The following is a 22,329-nucleotide window of genomic DNA, read 5'->3' as shown; positions in this document are numbered from 1 at the left end:
GATTTTTCCTATATTAAATAAAAAGGAGCAACGATTTGGAAAAGATAACATTATTTTTTGAAAAAGCAAAAGAGAACTACGCTGTAGAAGATATCACAACAGAAGATACTAAAATGTTGTTTATACTTGAATCACCACATAAAGAAGAACTGAAAGCAGGCGTACCACTAGCAGGGCTATCCGGCAGGTCGATGGCGAAAGAGCTTTTTATGGAACAAAGCATAGATCCGTTTGGGAAACATTTAAAACAGCTTATTGAAAAAAACAAGCCAACGATATACGGAATCTTGAATGTATGTTCATTTCCACTCCAGTCATCTGCTTACCCAGATCAAGATTTTGTAAAAGAGTTTCAAAAGGAACTGAAAATTGCAGAAGCTTTAAGAATAAGCTCTGCAAAGCGTTTTTCCGAGCAGGAAAAAGCAATGCTTCATTCGATGATAACAGACAATTTTCAAAGCAGACTCCTAGCTGCGATAAAGGAAGATACGATCATCGTACCTTGCGGCAAGTTTGCAGAAAAATATGTAACAGCTTTATCTGACCAAATTTCACTTACTATCATAGGTGGCGTACCGCATCCTTCTTATAATTCATGGGCAAGAGAACGTTATAAGGAACTAATTCATAAAATAAGAGAGGAAGGTAAAAAACGAACCTCCTAATCAGGAGGTTAAAAGAAAAATACGGTTATACCGTACAAAAAAGCAGTAATAGCTGCAGCGATAAGAGCTGGTTTTAGTTTGTAACGAGCGTACTTTATGACGGATAGATTTAATATACGGGCAATTGTGTTAGTGTCATCACTTAAAGGAGAGGCAAATGCGCCAAATGTTCCACTAGCAAAAACGGCACCGATTACAAGAGGCAAAGATATTTCAGAAACAACCGCCATGGACACACCGAGTGGCATTAAAATACCCCATGTACCCCAAGCAGAACCAATAAAATAAGAAACAGCACAGCCGAATAAGAATAACAGGGGGACAATGACAGAAGGAGGTATCCACTCAGCATATTTTGTTACAAATGCTGAGAATCCGAGTTCTTCAGTAACGGAAGACAATCCCCATACAACAGCAAGGAGGACAATTACTCCCATCAGTTCATTGCCGCCAAAAATAAAGCCATTTAATAAATCTCCCGTTTTCATATGCTGAACCCTTAGAAAGATAAATGTAAAAATGGTAGTGAAAAGAAGTGCGATAAGCATCGCATCCATAACATCCGCAGAAATAAAGGCTTTTATAAATCCACCCGTTTTCTTGTAGCCATCCCACCAAGTTAATAAGAGAGTAAGGGCTACAACCAAGATTAAAGGAATCAATAAATTCCAAGGTTTATTAGGAAGGTCTTTTCCCACTGCAGGATCACAATTATGCCAGTCATCGTCTTCTTTTTCACCCACATCATTTGGGTCTGTTTCTTCTGTAGATTTAGAGTGGTGAAAAAAGCTTAAATACACACCCACGATGATCATAACAAAAGAAAAGAAATTAAAGGGAATGCTTTTAATAAATAGTGTATAAGGGTCACCGACTACATTTTCATTCTTTAAAGATATATCTACAATAGATGTCATATACCCAACAAATGCCGTTGCTATTGGAATTAGGACAATAATAGGGGTAGCGGTTGTTTCAATTACAAACCCAAGTTCCTGTGTAGACATTTTTACTTTTTTTAAAAGTGCTCTCATGATGGGTGCAATTGTGACAAATCTAAAACTTGGTGCAGCAAATGTTCCGATCGTTGAAACGTACGTAAGAAATAAGGCTCCCCTTTTTGTTTGTATCCTGTTAGAAGCTTCTTCAACAAATCCTCTTATTCCACCTGACAGTTTTATCATCGAAATCAGGCCGGAAAAAGCATATAAAAAGACGATAATTTTTATATTTTTAGGATCGACTAAACCTTTTACGAGGAACTGAACCATTCTCTCAAGACCTCCTACAATAGAGGGCTGAAGCAAATATGACCCGACTAATAGTCCGGCAAATAAACCGGGCAATACTTGTTTTGTTTTAATCGCGATCGGAATGACAACCAAAAACGGTATAATTGAAACCCAATTGTTTTCCATCGAAGTCCTTCTTTCCTAACAAAGTCATAATGTTAGCGTGTGATGGATTATAAAAAATATTCTTTATGATGTGTTTGATGAGAAAGATTTTTAAAGTTAATTCATGTTTCATTTCATTGAGGATTGGTTAAAATATTATCGTTATTGCTATTAATCAAAGCGTTTAAACACTAAATCACGAAAATAAAACATTTCAAAAACTTCTTCATGTATTGGAAAGAGTTGCATTTATTAGTGTTACGTGATAAGTTAAACAACGGAATATATATGGACGGAACAAGTTTGAATTACGGATAGCCTTGTAACTTTTAACTTTTAACTTTTACGCATATTCGCATGGCTAAGCATTTCCAGTCAAAAATAAGAAGGAAATGCTATTTTATGTGCAAATCATGATGTATTTTGAAAACAAATTGGCTGACATCATATAAAGATTTTTAATCTGTCAGATCCACGAGGTTATCGTAAAAACCTTTTTCGTCACAGAAAAGGAGATAGAACATTGACAACATTTCAAGAACTGGGACTAAGTCCCGAGTTGCTTCAATCCATTAATAACATGGGATTTGAGGAAGCAACACCGATTCAGCGTGACACAATTCCAACAGCATTAAAAGGTACTGACTTAATTGGTCAGGCTCAAACCGGAACAGGTAAAACAGCAGCGTTTGGTATCCCGCTAATCCAAAAAATGGACACAAAATCAAAATTAGTACAAGGGATTGTACTAGCTCCTACAAGAGAGTTAGCTGTTCAGGTTGCTGAAGAGCTTAACAAGATTGGTCAATTCAAAGGAATTAAAACGTTGCCGATTTACGGTGGACAATCCATCGTTCGTCAAATAAAAGCCCTAAAAAATGGTCCTCACATTATTGTTGGTACGCCTGGACGTGTTCAAGACCATATCAATCGAAAAACATTAAAGCTTGAAAGCGTGCATACTGTAGTGCTTGATGAAGCTGATGAAATGTTAAACATGGGGTTTGTTGAAGACATTGAAAAGATTTTAGAAAACGTTCCTACAGAACGTCATACAATGCTTTTCTCTGCAACTATGCCTAAACAAATTCAAAACCTTGCAGCGAAGTTCATGAAAGATGTGTTGATCATTAAAGTGAAAGCATCAGAAATGACTGTTCGCAGCATTGAACAAGAATATGTTGAAGTTAAGGAACGTCAAAAGTTTGATGCACTTTGCCGTTTAATGGATATTCACTCTCCAGAGCTTGCGATTGTATTTGGTCGTACGAAGCGTCGTGTAGATGAATTATCTGAAGCGTTAAACAAACGTGGTTATTCTGCAGAAGGTATCCATGGTGACCTTCCTCAAGCTAAACGTGATAAAGTATTGCGTGCATTTAAAAACAATACGATCGAAGTATTGGTGGCAACAGATGTAGCTGCACGTGGACTTGACATCTCTGGCGTATCACACGTTTATAACTTTGATATCCCACAAGACCCTGAAAGCTATGTTCACCGTATTGGACGTACAGGACGTGCTGGGAAAACTGGTTATGCTGTAACGTTTATTACACCTCGTGAGATTGACCATCTTCATACGATCGAAAAGATTACGAAACGTAAGATTGAAAAGCGTGCCATTCCTTCCGTTTCAGAAGCGATGGAAGGCCAACAGCAAATGGCTCTTGAAAAGCTAATGGAAGTTGTTCAAGAAGATGCTTTTGGTGGATATAAGCAAACAGCTGTTGAGTTATTGGAAGATAACGATTCAGTTACGTTATTGGCTGCAGCATTAAAGCTGTTAACAAAAGAACCAGACACAACGCCAATTAACTTAACAGATGAGCCGCCACTTTCATCTAAGAAGAGACGTCCTAACTCTAACCGTTTCTCAGATCGCAGACGCTCTGGCGGAACAGGGAAAAGAGAAGGCGGAAGAGACAATCGCCGTACTGGATATTCAAGAGGTGACAGACCAAACTCCTCAAGAGATGGTGCATCGAACCGCAGTGCCGGACGCCCAGATCAATCTTTCCGTTCCCAAAAACGTGTTCGTGAAGATCATAAAAACAGATAAACAATAAATAAAAAGCAAGGGGAGACCAATAGGTTTCCTTTTGCTTTTTTTTGGCTGTTTTAAAAATTTTTGCTTATGGTGATTTTTTCTCATCTTTGAAAAGTTGATTGGAGTGCAAGGTGCGAGACTCCTTGAAAATGAAAATCACATTTTCTTCGTGCGATGTGATGGTGCATAAGCCTTCCTTGTCCTGCGGAATATGAGGCTCACCGCTGCTTTCTAAAACAACTAAGGTTACGAAAAGAGCATATATTTTTCATTTAAAAGAGGTGTAGACTTTGAAGAGAGTTTTAATTATTGCCGACACTCACATGCCAAAAAAGAAGAAAGAATGGCCTTTGCCCATCATAGAAGTACTCGAAGAAGGTGTGGATATCATCATTCATGCAGGAGATTGGAGTGAAAAATCGGTTTATGACGAGTTAAAGCAATGGGCACCCGTTCACGGAGTAAGGGGTAATGTAGATAAGGATGACTGGGGTGAAAAACTGCCTGAACATCTGATCATAACGATAGAACATTTAAAGATTGGGGTTGTACATGGTCATCTTGGAAAAGGAAGAACCACACCAGAGCGAGCATTGAGATCGTTTAAGGAAGAATCTGTAGATCTCATCGTATTTGGACATTCACATATTCCATATCTAGAAAAGGAAGAGGACGTGATTTTATTTAATCCGGGCTCACCTACAGATAAAAGAAGACAAAAACAATTTTCATATGGGCTATTAACCATTCAACATAATAATGAAAAGCTCGAACATCATTATTTTTAACGTGCATGCCGAAAGTGCATTTAGACATAATAAGAAAATAATATGAAGGGAGGGAGACATAGTTGGATAGTGGGGAAGTTTTTTCGTTCAAGGCAAAAAATGAAGAGGAAATCATATTACGACCGGTAGAAGAAAAGGATGCAGAGGATATTATTAAACATGTTGAGGCGATTTTAAAGGCAGGACGATATCTTCAAAAGGAAGAACCCCGTTCATTGCAAGAAGAAATACAGTTTATCCATGACGTGAAAAGACTCGGAAACATGTATACAGCAGTTGAACGAGAGGGAAAGGTTGTGGGTATCGCACGAGTTTTAAGAGGGGAACTAGCAATGAAGAAGCATACAGGTGTGTTTAGAACATGGATTCACCCTAGCAGTCAAGGGATAGGCATAGGTAAAGAAGTCATGAACTACACCTTAAGATGGGGTAAAAAGAATAACTTACATAAATTATGGCTTACGGTCTTCTCAGGTAATGAAAAGGCGACAATGGTCTATTCTAAAGCAGGTTTTATTATAGAAGGAAAGCAACGTGATCAAGTATACATAGACAAGCGTTATGAAGATGAAATCTATATGGCTTATTTTTTTCATTGATTGTTAAATTCAAAGCTGCAGAATGACTCTGCAGTTTTTTGTTTTAGGTAAAGGGCAACTTTTAATTGGTAAAACAAAGATGAAATCGCTATCATATATATGGTAAAGTGAATAAAGATAGTTTAGATTTTAGACAGGTGGATCAAGATGAAATCAACAGAAAAAAAATTATTAGGAACTGAAAAACAACGCTTAATCGCTTTGTGTGAAGCGTTTCATAAATGGAATAACGTGCATGAAGAAGAACAGGTGAGTGAACTGTTTCTGAAGGTCGCAAAGGAAGAGTATGCCATAGCGTTTTGCGGTCATTTTTCTGCAGGGAAATCAAGTTTGATCAATACTCTTTCCAATACAGGGATATTGCCTGCTAGCCCAATCCCAACAAGTGCTAATATTGTAAAGATGAAAAAGGGGAAACCGAGAGCAGTAGTTACCTTGAAGAATAAAAAGGTCATCACTTTTCCTCACCCCTATGATGTAGAAGAAATTAAATCACTTTGTAAAGACAGTGAACATGTTAATAATATTGAAATTTATATCGAATCAGATGAAAATGCTCAGAATATTACTTTTTACGATACTCCAGGTATTGATTCAACTGATCCAGCTCATAAAAAGGCAACAGAGAATGTGGTTTACTTAGCGGATCTCATTTTCTATGTCATGGACTATAACCATATTCTCTCAGAAACAAATGTAGCGTTCATACAATCATTGCTAGAAAAAGGGAAAACGGTCCGATTGATCGTCAATCAGATCGATAAACACCGAGATGAAGAGCTTACTTTTAAAGCGTTTAAAGAAAATGTTTTCGAAAGTTTTAGATCCTATGGTATTAATAAAGAGCAGATTTTTTTTACGAGTGTAAAAGATCCTTCTCTTCCTCATAATGATATTTCAGCACTCATTGCTTATTTTAAAAAAATAGAGATGAATAAAGACCAGCTTTTATTAGATGAAACAAATCGGCAAATCAACCATCTCGTAACAGAATTTATTGAAAAAGAAGAAGAAGATAAAAATCATCATTCAAACATATCAACAATGCTTGAAGATTTAGTAAAAGAAAAGCAATTCCTTCTTTCACAAATAAACCAAGCAGAGATTACTAAAAAAGAAAGAGAAGAATCGTTACGTAGTGGTTTTGTTAAAATTGTTGAATCTGCTCAGCTCATGCCTTATGAAACGAGAGAGAAAGCAGGTTTATTTATTGAGTCTGCAAAAAAAGATTTTAAAGTAGGTTTGCTTTTTTCAAAACAAAAAACGGAGAATGAGCGAACTGTAAGAAAAGCCACTTTTCAAGAAAAACTTCAAGAATCTATCGATGCTCATATTAACTGGCATGCAGAAAACTATATAAACGATATGCAAAAACAGTTTTCAGTCGAACTGCCACATTGGGAGCCTGTAAAGCTTAAGGAAGAAATTCTTTATTCACATGTACAATCCGGACTATCAGCCCAAGGGCAAGGACTGATCAATTATTGCGATAATATTGCGGGAGAAGTGAAGAAGCTAGCTAGAAAACAAATAAGCGAATGTATGGCTGCGGCAATGTCACTCTTAAACGATGAACAAGACCAGCAATTTCGAGCGAATGAGGCTATTGAGACCGAATTGAATGAAACGATCAATAGGTTAAAGAAAGAAAAAGAAAAGGCGTTAGTTTGGGAACAACAAAAAACAGATCTTTTACATGTGGTATCTCTAGATACGACTCTTGACTATTCAGTAGATAAGTATGAAAAAAAGTACATGGCCCACTATAAGCCAATTACCATTGAAGAATTTAAAAACATGTATATAGATGAAAACAAAATGGCTCATCCGCAAAATGAGATACAAGAGGAAATCGAGAAAGAAAAAGATGTTCCAAAACCTGTACTTTCACTTCAAAAAGAGACTGAAAAACTCTATAAGACTGCGTCATTGCTTAAGCCTTTATCAGGATTTTACCATATGGCAGATGAGTTGAATGAAATGGCGAACCGACTGCAAAATCGTTCATTTACGATGGTTCTGTTCGGAGCTTTTTCTGCTGGAAAGTCGTCTTTTGCAAATGCGCTCTTTGGAGAATCGATTCTGCCATCTTCACCAAATCCGACAACGGCAGCTATAAACAAAGTATGTAAACCAGATGAAGCCCATCCACATGGTACAGTGGTTATCATGATGAAAACGGAAGAAGAAATTTTAGGTGAGATCAATCCTCTAATTCAATCTGATAGTAATGAGCTTTCAGTAATAATGAATAACTTGTTAGAAGAAAAAGAGGTTGTAAGTAATCATTTAGAAGCTTTTAAAGAAGGGTATCAGTGGGCAAAAAACCATGTGAATCAATCGATCACAACCGATTTATCAGAAATCGGAAACTATGCTGCAATAGAATCAAAAGCTTGTTATGTGAAAGAGATAACGATCTATTATAGTTGCCCATTAACAGAGAAAGGACTCGTTCTAGTAGATACACCAGGTGCGAACTCGATACATTCTCGTCATACGGATGTTGCTTTTGAATATATGAAACATGCAGACATCATCATTTATCTCACCTATTTTAATCATGCCTTTTCTTATGCAGACAGAGAGTTTTTAATTCAATTAGGAAGAATAAAAGACACCTTCGAGTCTGATAAGATGTTCTTTTCGATTAATGCAGCTGACCTTGCAAATAGTGAAGAAGACAAAATGGCGGTTGTAGATCATGTTAAAAGCAACCTCCAATCGTTCGGTATCCGGAACCCAAGATTGTTTCCTGTTTCAAGTAAAAACGAGCTTATAGAATCAAAACGTGTAAACAGCGGATTTAATATCTTTACTCAAAGTTTGTTTCATTATTTAGAGAATGAATTGGAGCAAACGATGATCTTGAGGGCTGCAGCATCACAGCGTCATGCCCAAAATGTTGTCCAACATATGCTGGATGAAACGAGAATGCGTCTTCAACAAGAAGATGACTATTTATCGGCCGTCGAAAAGAGGGAAGATGTATTGTTAGCTGCATGCAGCGAGCGAATCACTTTACCAAAGAAACAGTTAAAACAAGAAATGAAAGAACTTCTATATTATGTTAAACAAAGAGTGTTGATCCGTTATCATGATTTTTATAAAGAGACGATTCATCCAGCGGCCGTTCAATCTTCTAAAAATGAGCTTCTTGAAAGTATGAAAGAGCTATATGCAAAACTGGCTCATGATCTTCAACAAGAGTATAGAGCCTGTTCGCTGCGGTTAGACAAGTGGATCCAAATTCGCATGAAAGAAAGAGAAGAGGGTCTTATCGAGATAGCAAGTGAACAGCAAGTAAGTCTCAATCAACCTAACAATCACAAAAATCTTTATCATACTCCTATAATTCCTTCACGTTTTGACGAAAGAGCTGGTACAGATATTAAAGTCTGGGCATCTTATTTCAAGAATGCTAAACAATTTTTTGAACAAGGTGGATCAAACGATTTAAAGAATGACCTTTCTAAAAGGGTGGAGTCCGAAGTGGAAATGTGGATGGAAGATGTAAATAAAGTTCTTAATGATCATTATGAGAACCTTGCTAAGGAAGTCATAGATTACTCAAGAACGGAATTGTCCAAACAAGTTGTTCACTATTTTGCAGAACTTAAAAAACCGGGTAATCTTGAAAATCGAATTTCGGAATTAGAAGAATGCCTGAACAAATTGAAAAAAGGATAAACAAAAGACAGCACCGCCTAAGTGATTGGCGATGCTGTCTTCTTTTATAGAACAGCTTGATTTAAAGACTGAAAATATTCCACTGTTGATAAGTCTGAATCTGTTCCATATCGGTAAGTTTCTTTATACGACTCGGGGCCTTTACCTGTTATAATAACAACACTTTTTGGAGGGGCCTTTTTTAAAGCGTAAAATATGGCTTCGGTCCTGTCAGCAATTATTGTTGGGGAATTGGCTCTAACGGGAATCGCTTCTTTTGTTTCTTCAATCAACTGTTCTTGTGTAATACCATTTAGATCGTCTACAGTTAGGATTGTATGATCGCTGTATTCTAAAGAAAGGCTGATCATTTCAGTCCTTTTTGAAAGGTCTCTTTTCCCTCTGAATCCAAAAACATGGAAAAACGGACGACTTTCTGCTTTTTTTCTAGCTGCTTCTAAAACTTGAAGAACACCATCAGGCGTATGGGCATAGTCGATGATGACTTCTGTTCCATTGAAAAGCATCATTTCTTCGAATCGTCCAGGGATTCCATGAAAACTGCTCAAGTACGCTACAGAGCTCTTAATTGGAATACCATAATCAAGTGCTGCAGCAATAGCAGCTGTTGTATTCATTGCGTTATATTCTCCTGGTAAAGGAAGTGGTACGGTTACTTGAAGTGTCTCATGAACGAGGTTAAAGAAGTTTTTCCCAACATCTTCAATATAAAAATGATCCGTTTTTCTTTTCCCGTATGTCCACACTTGCAGATTATTTTTACTAGACAGGTCTGTAATTAATCTCTTTCCATATGTTCCCTCACTGCAGATAATGGCTGTGCCCTTAGGCTTTATATAAGTAAACAGCTTCGCTTTACACTGAAAGTACGATTCCATCGTTCCATGATAATCCAAGTGGTCATGCGTTAAATTTAAAAAGATGGCTTGATCGTACGTGATTCCTTCGATTCTTTTTTGTTCCAGTCCATGTGAACTCACTTCCATCACAACTGCTTCATCTTGACTCTCGTTTAACATCTTTTGCAATGTGACTGGATCAGGTGTTGTATGAGAGCTGTTTATAATGCTGGAATTGATGTAGTGATGAACCGTGCCAAATAAAGAAGAAGTGATTCCATGTGATACGAGAATGTGCTGCAGCAAAAAGGAAGTCGTTGTTTTACCGTTTGTTCCGGTTATACCTGTCATCTTATGCTTTTTATAAGGTTCTCCATAATAATAAGATGCAGCGCGACTTAATAGCCTTTTCGTATCTTCCGCATAAAAGTATAAATCATTGTTTTGGGCATTTGGATACTCACCGAATACTGCCAGAGCGCCATTCTGAAATGCTTCTTGTATGTATTGATGCCCATCTTTTTGCACACCAGAAATGGCAAAGAATAAATAACCCGGTTTTACTTTTTTAGAATGAGAAGTAATACCGGTAATCATTAGATCTTCTTCTATTTTGGCTGATATGTGCAAGTGGTTTAATAATGCTTTTAACTTCACGGAAACGTCATCCTTTAATTAAAGTATTTTTAGTGTTTTGCAAATTGTATTTCTTATGCACGGACTACAATCAACCGTAATATATTTATGTAAACTATTCGAAAAAACTGCCCAGTTTAGGGCAGTTAAGTCATACTTTTAATAAAACTTTCAATTTTGTTCATTCCGATCTCAAGCTGAGAAAGGGAAGCAGCATAAGAAATTCTAATATAACCCTCTCCAAGAGAGGAGAAAGCATCACCAGGTACAACTGCAACGCCTTCTTGCTTTAAAAGCTTTAAGGAAAAATCATAGGAAGTTAACCCGAACTGTTTAATGCTGATAAAAAGGTAAAATGCTCCGTTTGGTTTTTCAAACTTCAATCCCATCTTTTGAAGTCTGTCGTAGCAATAATCTAATCGTCTCTTATACTCTCTGGCCATGGGAAGGGCATCATCCTTACCATTTACTAATGCTTCAAGGGCGGCAGCCTGAGAGATAGTAGAGGCACAAGTCACGTTATATTGATGTATTTTTAAGACATGTTGAAGAATTTCTTTCGGTGCGAACAATAAACCGATCCTCCAACCTGTCATGCTATGTGATTTGGAGAGGCCGTTAATGACAAATGTTTTTTCTCTCATCCCTTCAAATGACGCGATTGACCGGTGCACTCCGTTATATCGAAGTTCGCTATATATTTCATCTGATAGTACAAAAATATCCTTTTTGCACAAATAATCAGCAAGCCTTGTTAATTCAGCATCTTCAAGTACTACACCTGTAGGATTAGAAGGGAATGGAAGTATGATGGCCTTTGTTTTATTTGTAATGGATTGTTCGATCTGTTCAGGAGTGACCTTGAATCCGGTGCTTGTTGTATCGATATATAGAGGTTTCGCACCGCATAACGTAATTACGGGTTCATATCCAGGATATACGGGTGAAGGAAGTAATACTTCATCGCCTTCCGACAAAATAGCTCTTAAAGAAATATCGATCGCTTCACTTGCTCCAGTTGTTACGATTACTTCATCTGCAAAATCATATTGTAAGTCATATTTTTCAAAAACATATGTACAAGCAGCTTTTCTTAAATCTTCATATCCCGCATTATGTGAATAGACCGTTTGATTATTATGTATTGCCTGAATCGCAGCTTCTTTAACATGAATAGGAGTTGGAAAATCGGGTTGTCCAAGTGTAAGAGAGATTGCATTTGGGTATTTCGCTACTTCATTAAAAAATTTGCGAATACCTGATATTTGAATGGATCTTGCTCGGCTGTTCAATAAATGTTCCAAAGAATGACTTCCTTTCTTCTTTCATTAGAGTGTATATGAACGGGAACTTTTCCACTTAGTGTAGCTTTAAATGCTTTCTGCAGTCAATGGGTGGATTTTCTCCGTATGGTTTGATTACTTTATACAATACTAAAGAATGTAATAGTACGCTTGTGGAGGAAATTATGGAAGCAAAGAAAAAGTGGGACCTACTCGCACTGGCATCAATTCCACTTGTCATGACATTGGGGAATTCAATGCTTATACCCGTACTTCCTGAAATTGAAAAGGAACTTAATATTACTTCTTTTCAAGTTTCAATGATCATTACGGTGTATTCCATTGTCGCCATTTTATTAATACCTATCGCCGGCTACCTTTCAGATCGATTTGGCCGAAAAAAAGTAATTATACCAAGTCTTTTCATTGCTGGGATAGGTGGATTGATATCAGGTTGGGCAGCTTGGCAAGCTGATAACGCCTTTATGATTATTCTTGTTGGAAGATTTCTACAAGGGGTAGGTTCATCAGGAGCTGCACCTGTTGTTCTGCCTCTTGTAGGGGATATGTTTAATAATGAGGAAGAAGTTAGTTCCGGACTTGGTCTTATTGAGACCTCTAACACGATAGGGAAGGTTATAAGTCCCATTTTAGGGGCGTTTTTAGCGACGATTATTTGGTTTTTACCTTTTTGGTTAATCCCTGTTTTTAGTTTACTTTCTATCATATTGGTTATGTTTTTGGTAAAAGTGCCAAAAAAGGAACAAGAAAAGCAGCCATTTAAAGAATTCTTAAAGAACATTAAACAAATATTTCATAATGAAGGCAGATGGCTGATGGCTATTTTTTTTATTGGTGGAATAATTATGTTTGTTCTTTTCGGCATATTGTTTTATCTCTCAACGATCCTAGAAGAAAAATACGGTATTAAAGGCATCATGAAAGGGCTGGTCTTAGCCGTTCCGCTATTAGCTTTATCCATTTCCTCTTATATAGCAGGAAAAAGGATTAAACAAAATAAAGTCGTTATGAAATGGTGTACCTTTATATCAATGGTTATATTAGGTGGATCTGTGTTTTTAATCACATTTACAGAGAACGTCTATTTTTTGTTAGGCTCGTTATTTATTGCTGGAATCGGGATTGGAGCGGCACTACCAAGTTTAGATGCCTTAATTACTGAGGGAATAGAAAAAGAAGCGAGAGGAACGATTACATCTATCTATAGCTCCATGAGATTTGTAGGGGTAGCTTTAGGACCGCCGATCTATGCTATATTAATGCGTTCTTCACATGAAATGGTCTTTTTTACATCAGCAGGGGTCAGTGTCCTAGCTGCAATTGCAGCCTTTTTTGCGATAAAGCCTGAAAAAGAAAAGGACGGGGGAGAGAAGGGGAATAAAGATAAAAAACCTTCAAGTAAGTTTAAACCAGCCCTTGATTAATGAAATGAAAAACAGCGAGGGAAGATTCCCACGCTGTTTTTTTTACTCTTGTATTAAAACGATTCGTGCAGGTGAAGCATCAAGTCCTCTTATCTTTAGGGGTGCTGCTACCATCAAATATTCACCTTCTGGAACATCCTTTAATTGCAGCCCTTCAATAATAATACAATCGTTTTGGAATAATTGTTTGTGCGTTGGGTGATTTTCCTGTGCACGTTCTACACCAAGTGCATCGATTCCTACACCTGCAACTCCGATCTCAGTAAGTGTTTTAGCTGCTTCATGATTTACATAAATAAAATCAAAATTAAATTCAGAATCCCATGAATTTTTTGTTTTAAACAATACAAAATCATCTTTTTGAATATCCTTACCGGATAAATCCGTAGCTTTTATGGAATCGACAGCACTTGTGAGGTCGATCACTTTAGCTTTTCGAACTAGTTTTTCTAACGGAAGAGTCTCGATTGTATCTCCGCCAGGCACCATATGAAGAGGTGCGTCAACATGCGTTCCGGTATGAACATCCATGGCAATTCTCGTTTCTGTCACATGTGCGTTCTGTGAGGTAGAGAATGAAGGCTGCTTTTCAGGTTTGTTTTTGTAAACGGGCATTCCCTCAAAAATAGGTAAAGATACATCATATACTTTCATTCTTATACGTCCTCTCTAACTTTTGTCGGTTCCCACCAGGAAAGTCCATCTGTATTCAAAAGATTATCTGACTCTGCTGGACCCATGCTTCCGGAAGGATAGAAAGTAATCGGTGCTCCAGTTCCATTTTGCCAAGCTGAAGTGATCCGATCAATGAATTCCCAGCTAAGTGCTACTTCATCCCAACGGGTAAAATACGTTGAATTTCCTAACAAACAATCATGCAGCAGCTTTTCATAAGCTTCAGGTGAGTTCATGTCAGTCGTCGATTTATTGTTATAAGTCATATCAATCGGCAATAGATCAGAAGTATCTCCTTTTGGTTTAGCATTTAGCGTTAAACTTACTCCTTCATCTGGCTGAACATGAATTCTGAGCAGGTTAGGCTGGTATTTTTCGGTTTTCGCATGATAGAGAGCCATTGGCCCTTGCTTAAATTGAATAACAATCTCAGTCGATTTTACTGCCATGCGTTTTCCAGTGCGAATATAAAAGGGGACACCTGTCCATCTAAAGTTATCAATAAAAAGTTTGGCTGCAACAAATGTTTCTGTTTCCGATTGTGGGTCAACATTATCTTCTTGGAGATAGCTTGGAACGTCTTCACCCTTTAATGAACCCGCTGAATATTGAGCACGAATCACATTCTTTCTAACTTCCTCTTCGTTAAAAAACCGTAATGAGCGAAGAACTTTTACTTTCTCATCACGTATATGCTCAGGTTTTAATTCTCCTGGCGGCTCCATTGCAATCATCATAACCATCTGCAACATATGGTTCTGAACCATATCTAGCAGAGCACCAGATTTTTCATAATAGGCGGCTCTGTCTTCAACTCCTAGTGTTTCACTTGAAGTAATTTGAACCGAGTCGATGTATTTATTGTTCCAGATTGACTCGAAAATGGCATTGCCAAACCTGATTACTTGTATATTTTGCACCATCTCTTTTCCAAGGTAATGATCGATGCGATAGATATCGTTTTCGCCAAAGCTCTGCTGAATTTCTTCATTCAACTTAGTAGCGGATGGTAGATCGTGTCCGAACGGCTTTTCGATTACGATACGCTGCCAGCCATCCGTATTTGTAATTCCTTCAGATTTTAAGAAAGTAGGGATGGTTCCAAAGAATCGGGGTGCCATCGCCAAATAATAGAGGCGGTTTCCGTTTGTATGGTAATCTCTGTCAAGTACATTTAAAAGTTCTTCAAGTTCGTGATAGCTTGATTCGCTCGTAACATCCATCTTAAGATAATAAAAATGGGATGCGAATGTTTTTACTTTTTCATTATCAGTCCCTGGAGTGTGCTCACTGATCGCTTCAGCAACATCTTGTTGAAATTTATCATGTGAAAAATCTTTTCTGGAAACACCTACTACAGAAAAGTTCTCTTTCATTAGTCCCTTTTGATACAATTGATATAGAGCAGGGAAGAGTTTTCGGTGAGCAAGATCACCGGTTGCTCCAAAAATAACAATAGAGGCATTAGGAATGCTATGTATCATTTTGTCAGTCACTTCTTTCTATCTGTTCTTATGATTATAAGTTTTCCCTACATGATGATAAATTAACGTTAATACATCACGATAAGGAGGTTTTATTATGTCCAATTTAGTAAGCCCTGAATGGGTGAACACTAAACTTAATGATGATCATGTTGTCATCTTGGATTGCCGCTTTTCTCTTGCCGATCCAGCAAAAGGGTACGAACAATACAAACAAGATCATATAACAGGGGCTTATTATGCTGATCTTGAAAAGCATCTATCAGGACCTGTCTTATCTCATGGTGGACGTCATCCATTACCTTCCGTAAACATACTATCACAATTTTTAAGCCGTTGTGGAGTAGACTCAGAAAAAATTATTGTCGCGTATGATGATCAATCAGGCGCATTTGCCTCTCGATTGTGGTGGCTGTTGAAATATCTTGGACATGATCAAGTGTTCGTTATGCAAGGTGGCTACACACACTATAAGGAAAAAGGGTATGCTACCTCAAGTAAAATGCCTAAGGAACGAGATGCTGAATTCATACCGAATGTAAATGATCAAATGGTGGCTTTTAAAGATAGTGTAATGAGCGTAATGAATCAAGTAAAAACGGAGATTATAGATGCAAGAGAACCAATTCGATATAAAGGGATTAAAGAACCGATCGATCATAAAGCAGGGCATATTCCAACAGCAATAAATATCCCCTGGGAATCACATTTTGTTTCTCCCGGTTGGTGGAAAGAGAAAAATGAGTTAGAGAAAATGTATAAAGATCTCATGAACCATTCTCACCATATTGTTTATTGCGGGTCTGGAGTAACAGCTTGTGTAAATGTATTGGCGATGCATGAGCTAGGCATGAAAAAAACGGTATTGTATGCAGGTAGTTGGAGCGATTGGATTAGTCATAAAGAACATGAAATCGAAACAAATTAACTACGAATAATTTCACGTACCGTACTTATTCTTTAAAAAGGAGTTATACATTTGAAACAAGTCGATCTGCATACCCACACAACCGCATCAGATGGGACGTTTTCCCCTTCAGAAAACATACAGCGAGCCATTGCAAAGGGTCTGAATGGCATTGCTATCACGGATCACGATACGATAGATGGAATTGAGGAAGCTTTGTTTGAAGCAAACAAACATGAAGGCTTTGAATGCGTTCCAGGAATTGAGATTAGTACCTTGTACAATGGCCAAGATATCCATGTGTTAGGGTTTTATATTGATTACAAAAATCAAGCGTTCTTATCCAAATTAAAAGAACTTGCGTCTGTAAGAAATAAGAGAAATAAGATGATCCTTCAAAAATTAAATGAGTTAGGGATCCACATTCATGAATCAGAGCTGGAAGATAAAAGACATGGGGAAGGTAACGTCGGAAGAGGGCATATTGCTGAAATCTTGATGGAAAAAGGTGTTGTTAACTCACTGCCTGAAGCATTTGATAAGTACTTAGGAAAAGGGAAAGCGGCTTTTGCTATTACTGAACGTATCTCACCTATTGAAGCTATTCAGATCATTCGTGATGCAAATGGAGTACCTGTTTTAGCACACCCTGGCATTTATGACGCAGATGAATTGATTCCCGAGTTATGCGAAAATGGCTTAGTTGGTCTGGAATGTTGTCATCCAGATCATACGATTGAACAAGTGACCCATTACAAAAAATTAGCAGAAGATTATTCACTAATCAAAACAGCAGGAAGTGATTTTCACGGTTTTCGAAATGGAGAAGTATTTCATGGTGATCTTGGAAGCTGCAGCGTTCCAATCAATGTTTTAGAAAAACTTAAGAATAAACGCAAATAATGCTTGCCAGGTGACTCATAACCTTATAAGATTCAATACGGAGAATGATTGAATCAAGAGAGGAAGTTACGAGTTTGACTTGGGATTTATTAAACATTATTGGTACGATCGCTTTTGCCATCTCAGGTGCTTTAGTTGCAATGGAAGAAGATTATGATTTGCTTGGCGTTTTTATATTAGGATTAGTAACCGCGTTTGGCGGAGGAATAATACGAAATGTTTTGATCGGCCTTCCTGTAGATACGATTTGGGAACAAGGCATGCTGCTGAAATCAGCTCTTGTAGCGATGGGAATCGTGTTCTTCATGCCAGAACACTTTATTCAATATTCAAAAAGAAGTTTACATTTCTTTGATGCCATAGGCCTTTCTGCATTTGCTATTCAGGGAGCAATCGCAGCATCAAATATGAATCATCCAATGAGCGCTATCATTGTTGCGGCTATTTTAACAGGAATAGGCGGCGGAATGATTCGGGATATTCTTGCTGGAAGGAAGCCTGTCGTGTTACGAGAAGAAATTTATGCAGTTTGGGCTCTTCTCGGCGGACTGATTGTAGGTCTCAACATGGTAAGCGGTACATTACAATACATGATTTTATTTGTGTGTCTCGTCTTATTCAGGATGTTATCTGTTAAATTTAATTGGAAGCTTCCGCATAGAGCATTATAAAGAGCCATCCTACGGGGTGGTTTTTTTTGTGCAGGAATAAATTGCATTCGTATGGAAGATATGTAGTTAGAGACAGGAGGGATTAACACATGCATACCACTTATTATGAAAACCATAAAATTCAGCAACCACAATTCACAGCAGAGGTTTGTTTCGACTATTACAGCGAACGTCTCCGAATTGATGATTATCGCGGGAATGCTGAAGTTTTAGAGAAATGGATGAAGGATGTTATATCAAAAAACACCTTTCATAAAGTGATTATTAAATCCCGTCAAGAAGACTATTTATATTGGCTCCAAAAAGGCTTCCATTACGAAGGTGAGTTCACGGGATACTTCAATGGTGCATCGGCTGTCGCTATGTGCAAGTATTATAGCAACGAAAGAAGAAACAGCAATTACTGGATCGAAGAAGATAAAATCTTAAATGATGTAACGAATTTATCAAAACCCACACTGTACCAGCCACTTCCTAATGGGTATTCTATGAGACTGGCTGATGAACAAGATGCAAAAGGGCTAGCAGATTTGTATGGGCATGTGTTTGAAGTATATCCGACACCGATGGATGACCCTCAATATGTCTTAAAAATGATTAGAACAGGCACTTTGTATTGTTTGATTACTCATGAAAATAAAATCGTAAGTGCGGCATCAGCAGATGTAAATGAAACCTATCACAATGCTGAATTGACTGATTGTGCAACTTTAATTGAACATCGTAAGTACGGTCTCATGAAGCACCTTATAGATCAACTGGAAAAGGAACTCTTCAATAGGGGTATTTATTGTTCGTATTCTATTGCACGCGCTTTGTCTTTCGGCATGAATGCTGTATTTTATCAAAAAGAGTATCAATATAAAGGACGATTAACAAATAATTGTAAGATCTTTAATAAATATGAAGATATGAATATCTGGGTGAAGGACTTATCAAGAACGATGTAAATGTAATGCCGATTTTTCGGCGCATAATGACAATTATTCAGCATCAAAAGGGGTGAGGCTTTATGATTTCTGGATCACTGGAAACAGCTGAAACATTAAAAGCAATATTAAGTACTATAGATGAAGGTATTCATGTTGTAGATGCAAATGGAATGACTATATTTTATAACACAATTGCTGCCTCACTTGATGGTTTAACACCTGATGAAGTTCATAATTATCATGTATTAGATGCATTTCCATCTTTGACGAAAGAAACTAGCACTTTGTTAAAAGTGATCCAAACCGGAAAACCGATTTACGATCAGCACCAATCCTACACGAATCGAAAAGGTATAAAGATTGATACCGTAAATTCAACCTTACCTCTTTGGCTGGATGGCGAACTGATTGGAGCTGTTGAAGTAGCAAAAGATATTTCCAAGATCAGAAACCTTTCACATCAGTTACTCGATTTGCAAGCGAGAATGAAAAGCACAAAAAAGAATGCAGCAAAACACACGTTTGCGTCTTATAATTTTTCGGACATCCTCACAAATGACCATGAGTTCGTTCAGTTAAAGGAACATTGTTTAAAAGCTTCTAAAACTAGCTCTCCGATCATGATTTATGGTGAGACTGGAACGGGTAAAGAAATGTTTGTCCAAGCCATTCATAATGCATCCACAAGGAAAGTAAATCCTTTTGTAGTTCAAAACTGTGCAGCTATACCTGGTCCTTTACTTGAAGGCATTCTATTCGGCACCACAAAAGGCAGTTTTACAGGAGCAGTTGACAGAGCAGGAGTATTTGAACTTGCAGATGGCGGGACCTTATTTTTAGATGAGATCAACTCCATGCCGATCGACTTACAGGCAAAACTGCTTCGTGTTGTTCAGGAAGGGGAAGTGCAAAGAATCGGAAGTGCGGCATCTCGCAAAGTTGATGTGCGTATTATATCCGCTCTTAACGAAGAACCTGAGACATGTATCGCAAAAGGAATGTTAAGACAGGACTTATTTTATAGATTAAATGTTGTATTTCTAGAGCTGCCTCCTTTGCGAATGAGAAAAAGTGATATCCTGTTTTTAACAGAACATTTTATTAACGAATTGAACGCGTCTTTTCATAAAAATATTAAAGGGCTGTCCGTTGAAACCGAGCAGGTTCTCACTGGCTATGAGTGGCCAGGCAATATACGGGAACTAAAACATGCCATCGAACATTGTATGAATTTTGCTGAAAACGACAGGTTGATAGAAGTTCATTTGTTACCAAAGCATGTGTTACGTTCACATAAATCTCTTCTACAACATACACCTCCTGAACACGTTACCGTCCCACCATTACGAAAAGCGATTGGAGAGTATGAACAACAAATTATTCAAATGGCCTTGAAACAGACGTCAGGCAACATTCAACAAGCTGCGAAAATATTACAAGTACCGAGGCAAACCCTACAATATAAAATAAAACAAAAATAAGCCGCCTAATATTGGGCGGTTTTTCTTATACCAATTTATTGAGAGAGGCTCGAAAACAACAAAGGATGCATAAACTAAAGGGCAAACACACATATTCGGAAATTTCAGTTAATTTGGCATGAAACTTGCAAGTTAGTAAAGATGTAGAAATAAAGGAGGTCATCAAAAATGCCGGTAGTTAATGGATTATTTAAACCAAAGAAACATTGGAAAGAATTTGAGTTGTGGAAAGACGTAACCGAGGATCAATGGAATGATTGGCTATGGCAGCTTACAAACACGATTAGAAACTTAAAAGACTTAAAGAAAATTATTAATCTAACCCCAGAAGAAGAGGAAGGCGTAAAAATTTCAACAATGACGATTCCGTTGAACATTACTCCTTATTATGCCTGGCTGATGGATCAAGATGATGCTAGATGCCCAATCAGAATGCAGTCCGTCCCAATCGGAAAAGAGATATTAAAAACAAAATATGATTTAGAAGATCCATTGCATGAAGATGAAGATTCTCCAGTACCAGGGCTTACTCATCGTTATCCGGACCGTGTTTTGTTTCTGGTAACTAACCAATGCTCGATGTACTGCAGATATTGTACGCGAAGAAGGTTTTCCGGCCAAATCGGAATGGGTGTTCCCAAAAAGCAGCTTGACAGAGCCATTGATTATATTCGTAATAACCCTCAAGTGAGGGATTGCCTGATATCAGGTGGCGACGGACTATTAATTAATGACAACATTTTAGAATATATATTAAAGAATCTAAGAGAAATTCCTCACCTAGAGATTATCCGCATCGGGACACGAGCACCAGTTGTGTTTCCGCAGAGAATTACTGAAAACTTGTGCAATATTTTAAAGAAATATCATCCTGTATGGTTAAATACACATTTCAATACATCCATTGAAATAACAGAAGAGTCAAAAAGAGCTTGCGAAATGCTCGCAAACGCTGGTGTTCCTGTAGGAAATCAGTCTGTCATACTAGCAGGCATCAACGATAGCGTTCCTATAATGAAAAAATTAATGCACGACTTGGTGAAGATCAGAGTACGTCCTTATTACATCTATCAATGTGATCTATCAGAAGGAATCGGACATTTCCGTGCCCCGGTTTCAAAAGGACTGGAGATTATTGAAGGATTAAGAGGCCATACCTCTGGTTATGCAGTTCCTACTTTTGTAGTCGATGCACCAGGCGGAGGAGGAAAAATAGCTGTTCAGCCAAATTATTTAATCTCTCAATCTCCTGAGAAAGTTGTACTGCGAAACTTTGAGGGAGTGATCACTTCCTATCCGGAACCGCAAAACTATCAAGCAGGAAGAGCAGATGCCTACTTTAATGAAGTGATGGGCACAGGTCATATTAAACCGGCAATCGGTGTTTCTGCTCTTATGCGGGATGAAGCATTCAACTTGGTACCACAAGGGTTGAAACGATTGGAAAGAAGAGAAGATTATGACTCTAACCCAGAACATAGTTCGTTAAAAGATAAACGAGACAAACGTGATGAGCTTAAAGAGAAAAAATATAAATTTGAACAAGAGAAAGTCGAAGGAGTTTCAGTGTCTGCTGAAGAACAAAAGAATGCATAAGGAAGGAGGATAACATGAAGTGTTTATGGTGTGAGAATGAGAAAGCAGAGCAAACTGGCTTAACAGGTTATTGGGAATTACCAGATGGATCCAGGGCCGTAGAAATAACCGTAATACCTTCTGTTTCCTGCTCTTCTTGTGGGATGGAATATCAAGAAGACCATATAGTAGATGAAATTGAAGATCAGCTTATGCTAATAGATACCAAGAAAATCGATTCAACGATATCCTACACTGAACTAATGAACATACCCAGATTTTTAAAGAAAAATTATTTTAAGCTATAAC

At 37.6% G+C, this 22,329-nt stretch carries 18 protein-coding genes; 13 read left to right on the top strand and 5 right to left on the bottom strand.

Annotated features, from left to right (window positions below):
- Positions 1 to 35: 35 nt before the first annotated feature.
- Positions 36 to 665, top strand: a complete 630-nt coding sequence (locus KUV80_RS04680) for a uracil-DNA glycosylase family protein (protein ID WP_222461504.1) — start codon at positions 36 to 38, stop codon at positions 663 to 665.
- Positions 666 to 673: 8 nt separating this feature from the next.
- Here the strand turns inward: KUV80_RS04680 and KUV80_RS04675 are convergent, their stop codons facing one another.
- Positions 674 to 2,083: a Na+/H+ antiporter NhaC family protein gene (locus KUV80_RS04675; protein ID WP_222461503.1), complete on the bottom strand. Its 1,410-nt coding sequence runs from the start codon at positions 2,081 to 2,083 to the stop codon at positions 674 to 676.
- Between the two features lie 502 nt (positions 2,084 to 2,585).
- Between KUV80_RS04675 and KUV80_RS04670 the strand changes: the two genes are divergently transcribed.
- The 4 genes from KUV80_RS04670 to KUV80_RS04655 all read left to right on the top strand — a co-directional run bounded on the left by KUV80_RS04670 (position 2,586) and on the right by KUV80_RS04655 (position 9,189).
- Complete coding sequence (locus KUV80_RS04670; RefSeq protein ID WP_222461502.1) at positions 2,586 to 4,124, top strand: DEAD/DEAH box helicase; 1,539 nt, start codon at positions 2,586 to 2,588, stop codon at positions 4,122 to 4,124.
- Between the two features lie 278 nt (positions 4,125 to 4,402).
- Positions 4,403 to 4,900 (top strand): metallophosphoesterase family protein, encoded by a 498-nt coding sequence (locus KUV80_RS04665; RefSeq protein ID WP_222461501.1) that lies wholly within the window; start codon positions 4,403 to 4,405, stop codon positions 4,898 to 4,900.
- Between the two features lie 62 nt (positions 4,901 to 4,962).
- Positions 4,963 to 5,499 (top strand): GNAT family N-acetyltransferase, encoded by a 537-nt coding sequence (locus tag KUV80_RS04660; RefSeq protein ID WP_222461500.1) that lies wholly within the window; start codon positions 4,963 to 4,965, stop codon positions 5,497 to 5,499.
- 147 nt (positions 5,500 to 5,646) lie between these two features.
- A complete protein-coding gene (locus KUV80_RS04655; RefSeq protein ID WP_222461499.1) occupies positions 5,647 to 9,189 on the top strand; it encodes a dynamin family protein in 3,543 nt (1,180 codons plus the stop codon).
- Positions 9,190 to 9,233: 44 nt separating this feature from the next.
- Here KUV80_RS04655 and KUV80_RS04650 read toward each other — a convergent pair whose 3' ends face one another.
- The gene (locus tag KUV80_RS04650; protein WP_222461498.1) at positions 9,234 to 10,685 is read right to left on the bottom strand and encodes a UDP-N-acetylmuramoyl-L-alanyl-D-glutamate--2,6-diaminopimelate ligase; all 1,452 of its coding nucleotides are present in this window, start codon (positions 10,683 to 10,685) and stop codon (positions 9,234 to 9,236) included.
- A gap of 125 nt (positions 10,686 to 10,810) precedes the next feature.
- Positions 10,811 to 11,968, bottom strand: a complete 1,158-nt coding sequence (locus tag KUV80_RS04645; RefSeq protein WP_222461497.1) for an aminotransferase A — start codon at positions 11,966 to 11,968, stop codon at positions 10,811 to 10,813.
- A gap of 86 nt (positions 11,969 to 12,054) precedes the next feature.
- On the opposite strand from KUV80_RS04645, the gene KUV80_RS04640 reads away from it, so the two are divergent.
- Positions 12,055 to 13,392, top strand: coding sequence for an MFS transporter (locus tag KUV80_RS04640; RefSeq protein WP_425308204.1), 1,338 nt, complete (start codon positions 12,055 to 12,057; stop codon positions 13,390 to 13,392).
- A gap of 42 nt (positions 13,393 to 13,434) precedes the next feature.
- On the opposite strand, the gene KUV80_RS04635 is transcribed toward KUV80_RS04640, so the two are convergent.
- Both KUV80_RS04635 and zwf read right to left on the bottom strand, forming a co-directional pair.
- On the bottom strand, positions 13,435 to 14,046 hold the full coding sequence (locus KUV80_RS04635) for a cyclase family protein (RefSeq protein ID WP_222461495.1): 612 nt from the start codon (positions 14,044 to 14,046) through the stop codon (positions 13,435 to 13,437).
- Positions 14,047 to 14,048: 2 nt separating this feature from the next.
- Positions 14,049 to 15,551 carry a glucose-6-phosphate dehydrogenase gene (zwf, locus tag KUV80_RS04630; RefSeq protein WP_222461494.1) on the bottom strand — a complete coding sequence of 501 codons (1,503 nt, stop codon included), beginning with the start codon at positions 15,549 to 15,551 and terminating at the stop codon, positions 14,049 to 14,051.
- Between the two features lie 97 nt (positions 15,552 to 15,648).
- On the opposite strand from zwf, the gene KUV80_RS04625 reads away from it, so the two are divergent.
- From KUV80_RS04625 to KUV80_RS04595, 7 genes are all read left to right on the top strand, one after another.
- A complete protein-coding gene (locus tag KUV80_RS04625) occupies positions 15,649 to 16,479 on the top strand; it encodes a sulfurtransferase (RefSeq protein ID WP_222461493.1) in 831 nt (276 codons plus the stop codon).
- Between the two features lie 51 nt (positions 16,480 to 16,530).
- A complete protein-coding gene (locus tag KUV80_RS04620) occupies positions 16,531 to 17,361 on the top strand; it encodes a PHP domain-containing protein (protein WP_222461492.1) in 831 nt (276 codons plus the stop codon).
- A gap of 74 nt (positions 17,362 to 17,435) precedes the next feature.
- The gene (locus KUV80_RS04615) at positions 17,436 to 18,032 is read left to right on the top strand and encodes a trimeric intracellular cation channel family protein (protein ID WP_222461491.1); all 597 of its coding nucleotides are present in this window, start codon (positions 17,436 to 17,438) and stop codon (positions 18,030 to 18,032) included.
- 89 nt (positions 18,033 to 18,121) lie between these two features.
- Positions 18,122 to 18,982: a putative beta-lysine N-acetyltransferase gene (gene ablB / locus KUV80_RS04610; RefSeq protein WP_222461490.1), complete on the top strand. Its 861-nt coding sequence runs from the start codon at positions 18,122 to 18,124 to the stop codon at positions 18,980 to 18,982.
- A gap of 62 nt (positions 18,983 to 19,044) precedes the next feature.
- Positions 19,045 to 20,445 carry a sigma-54 interaction domain-containing protein gene (locus KUV80_RS04605; RefSeq protein WP_222461489.1) on the top strand — a complete coding sequence of 467 codons (1,401 nt, stop codon included), beginning with the start codon at positions 19,045 to 19,047 and terminating at the stop codon, positions 20,443 to 20,445.
- A gap of 168 nt (positions 20,446 to 20,613) precedes the next feature.
- The gene (gene ablA / locus KUV80_RS04600; RefSeq protein WP_222461488.1) at positions 20,614 to 22,041 is read left to right on the top strand and encodes a lysine 2,3-aminomutase; all 1,428 of its coding nucleotides are present in this window, start codon (positions 20,614 to 20,616) and stop codon (positions 22,039 to 22,041) included.
- Positions 22,042 to 22,055: 14 nt separating this feature from the next.
- On the top strand, positions 22,056 to 22,328 hold the full coding sequence (locus tag KUV80_RS04595) for a YokU family protein (protein WP_222461487.1): 273 nt from the start codon (positions 22,056 to 22,058) through the stop codon (positions 22,326 to 22,328).
- Position 22,329: the final 1 nt, after the last annotated feature.

The sequence above is a fragment of the Fictibacillus nanhaiensis genome (assembly GCF_019801215.1).
GTDB lineage: Bacteria > Bacillota > Bacilli > Bacillales > Fictibacillaceae > Fictibacillus > Fictibacillus nanhaiensis_C.
This window is presented reverse-complemented; position numbering and strand designations above follow the sequence as displayed.

Bases quoted from the DNA above. Each gene is read 5' to 3' on its own strand.
- KUV80_RS04675 (WP_222461503.1), bottom strand. From the start codon at position 2,083: ATGGAAAACAATTGGGTTTCAATTATACCGTTTTTGGTTGTCATTCCG.
- KUV80_RS04655 (WP_222461499.1), top strand. From the start codon at position 5,647: ATGAAATCAACAGAAAAAAAATTATTAGGAACTGAAAAACAACGCTTA.
- KUV80_RS04640 (WP_425308204.1), top strand. From the start codon at position 12,055: ATGGGTGGATTTTCTCCGTATGGTTTGATTACTTTATACAATACTAAA.
- KUV80_RS04635 (WP_222461495.1), bottom strand. From the start codon at position 14,046: ATGAAAGTATATGATGTATCTTTACCTATTTTTGAGGGAATGCCCGTT.
- zwf (WP_222461494.1), bottom strand. From the start codon at position 15,551: ATGATACATAGCATTCCTAATGCCTCTATTGTTATTTTTGGAGCAACC.
- KUV80_RS04625 (WP_222461493.1), top strand. From the start codon at position 15,649: ATGTCCAATTTAGTAAGCCCTGAATGGGTGAACACTAAACTTAATGAT.
- ablB (WP_222461490.1), top strand. From the start codon at position 18,122: ATGCATACCACTTATTATGAAAACCATAAAATTCAGCAACCACAATTC.
- KUV80_RS04605 (WP_222461489.1), top strand. From the start codon at position 19,045: ATGATTTCTGGATCACTGGAAACAGCTGAAACATTAAAAGCAATATTA.
- ablA (WP_222461488.1), top strand. From the start codon at position 20,614: ATGCCGGTAGTTAATGGATTATTTAAACCAAAGAAACATTGGAAAGAA.
- KUV80_RS04595 (WP_222461487.1), top strand. From the start codon at position 22,056: ATGAAGTGTTTATGGTGTGAGAATGAGAAAGCAGAGCAAACTGGCTTA.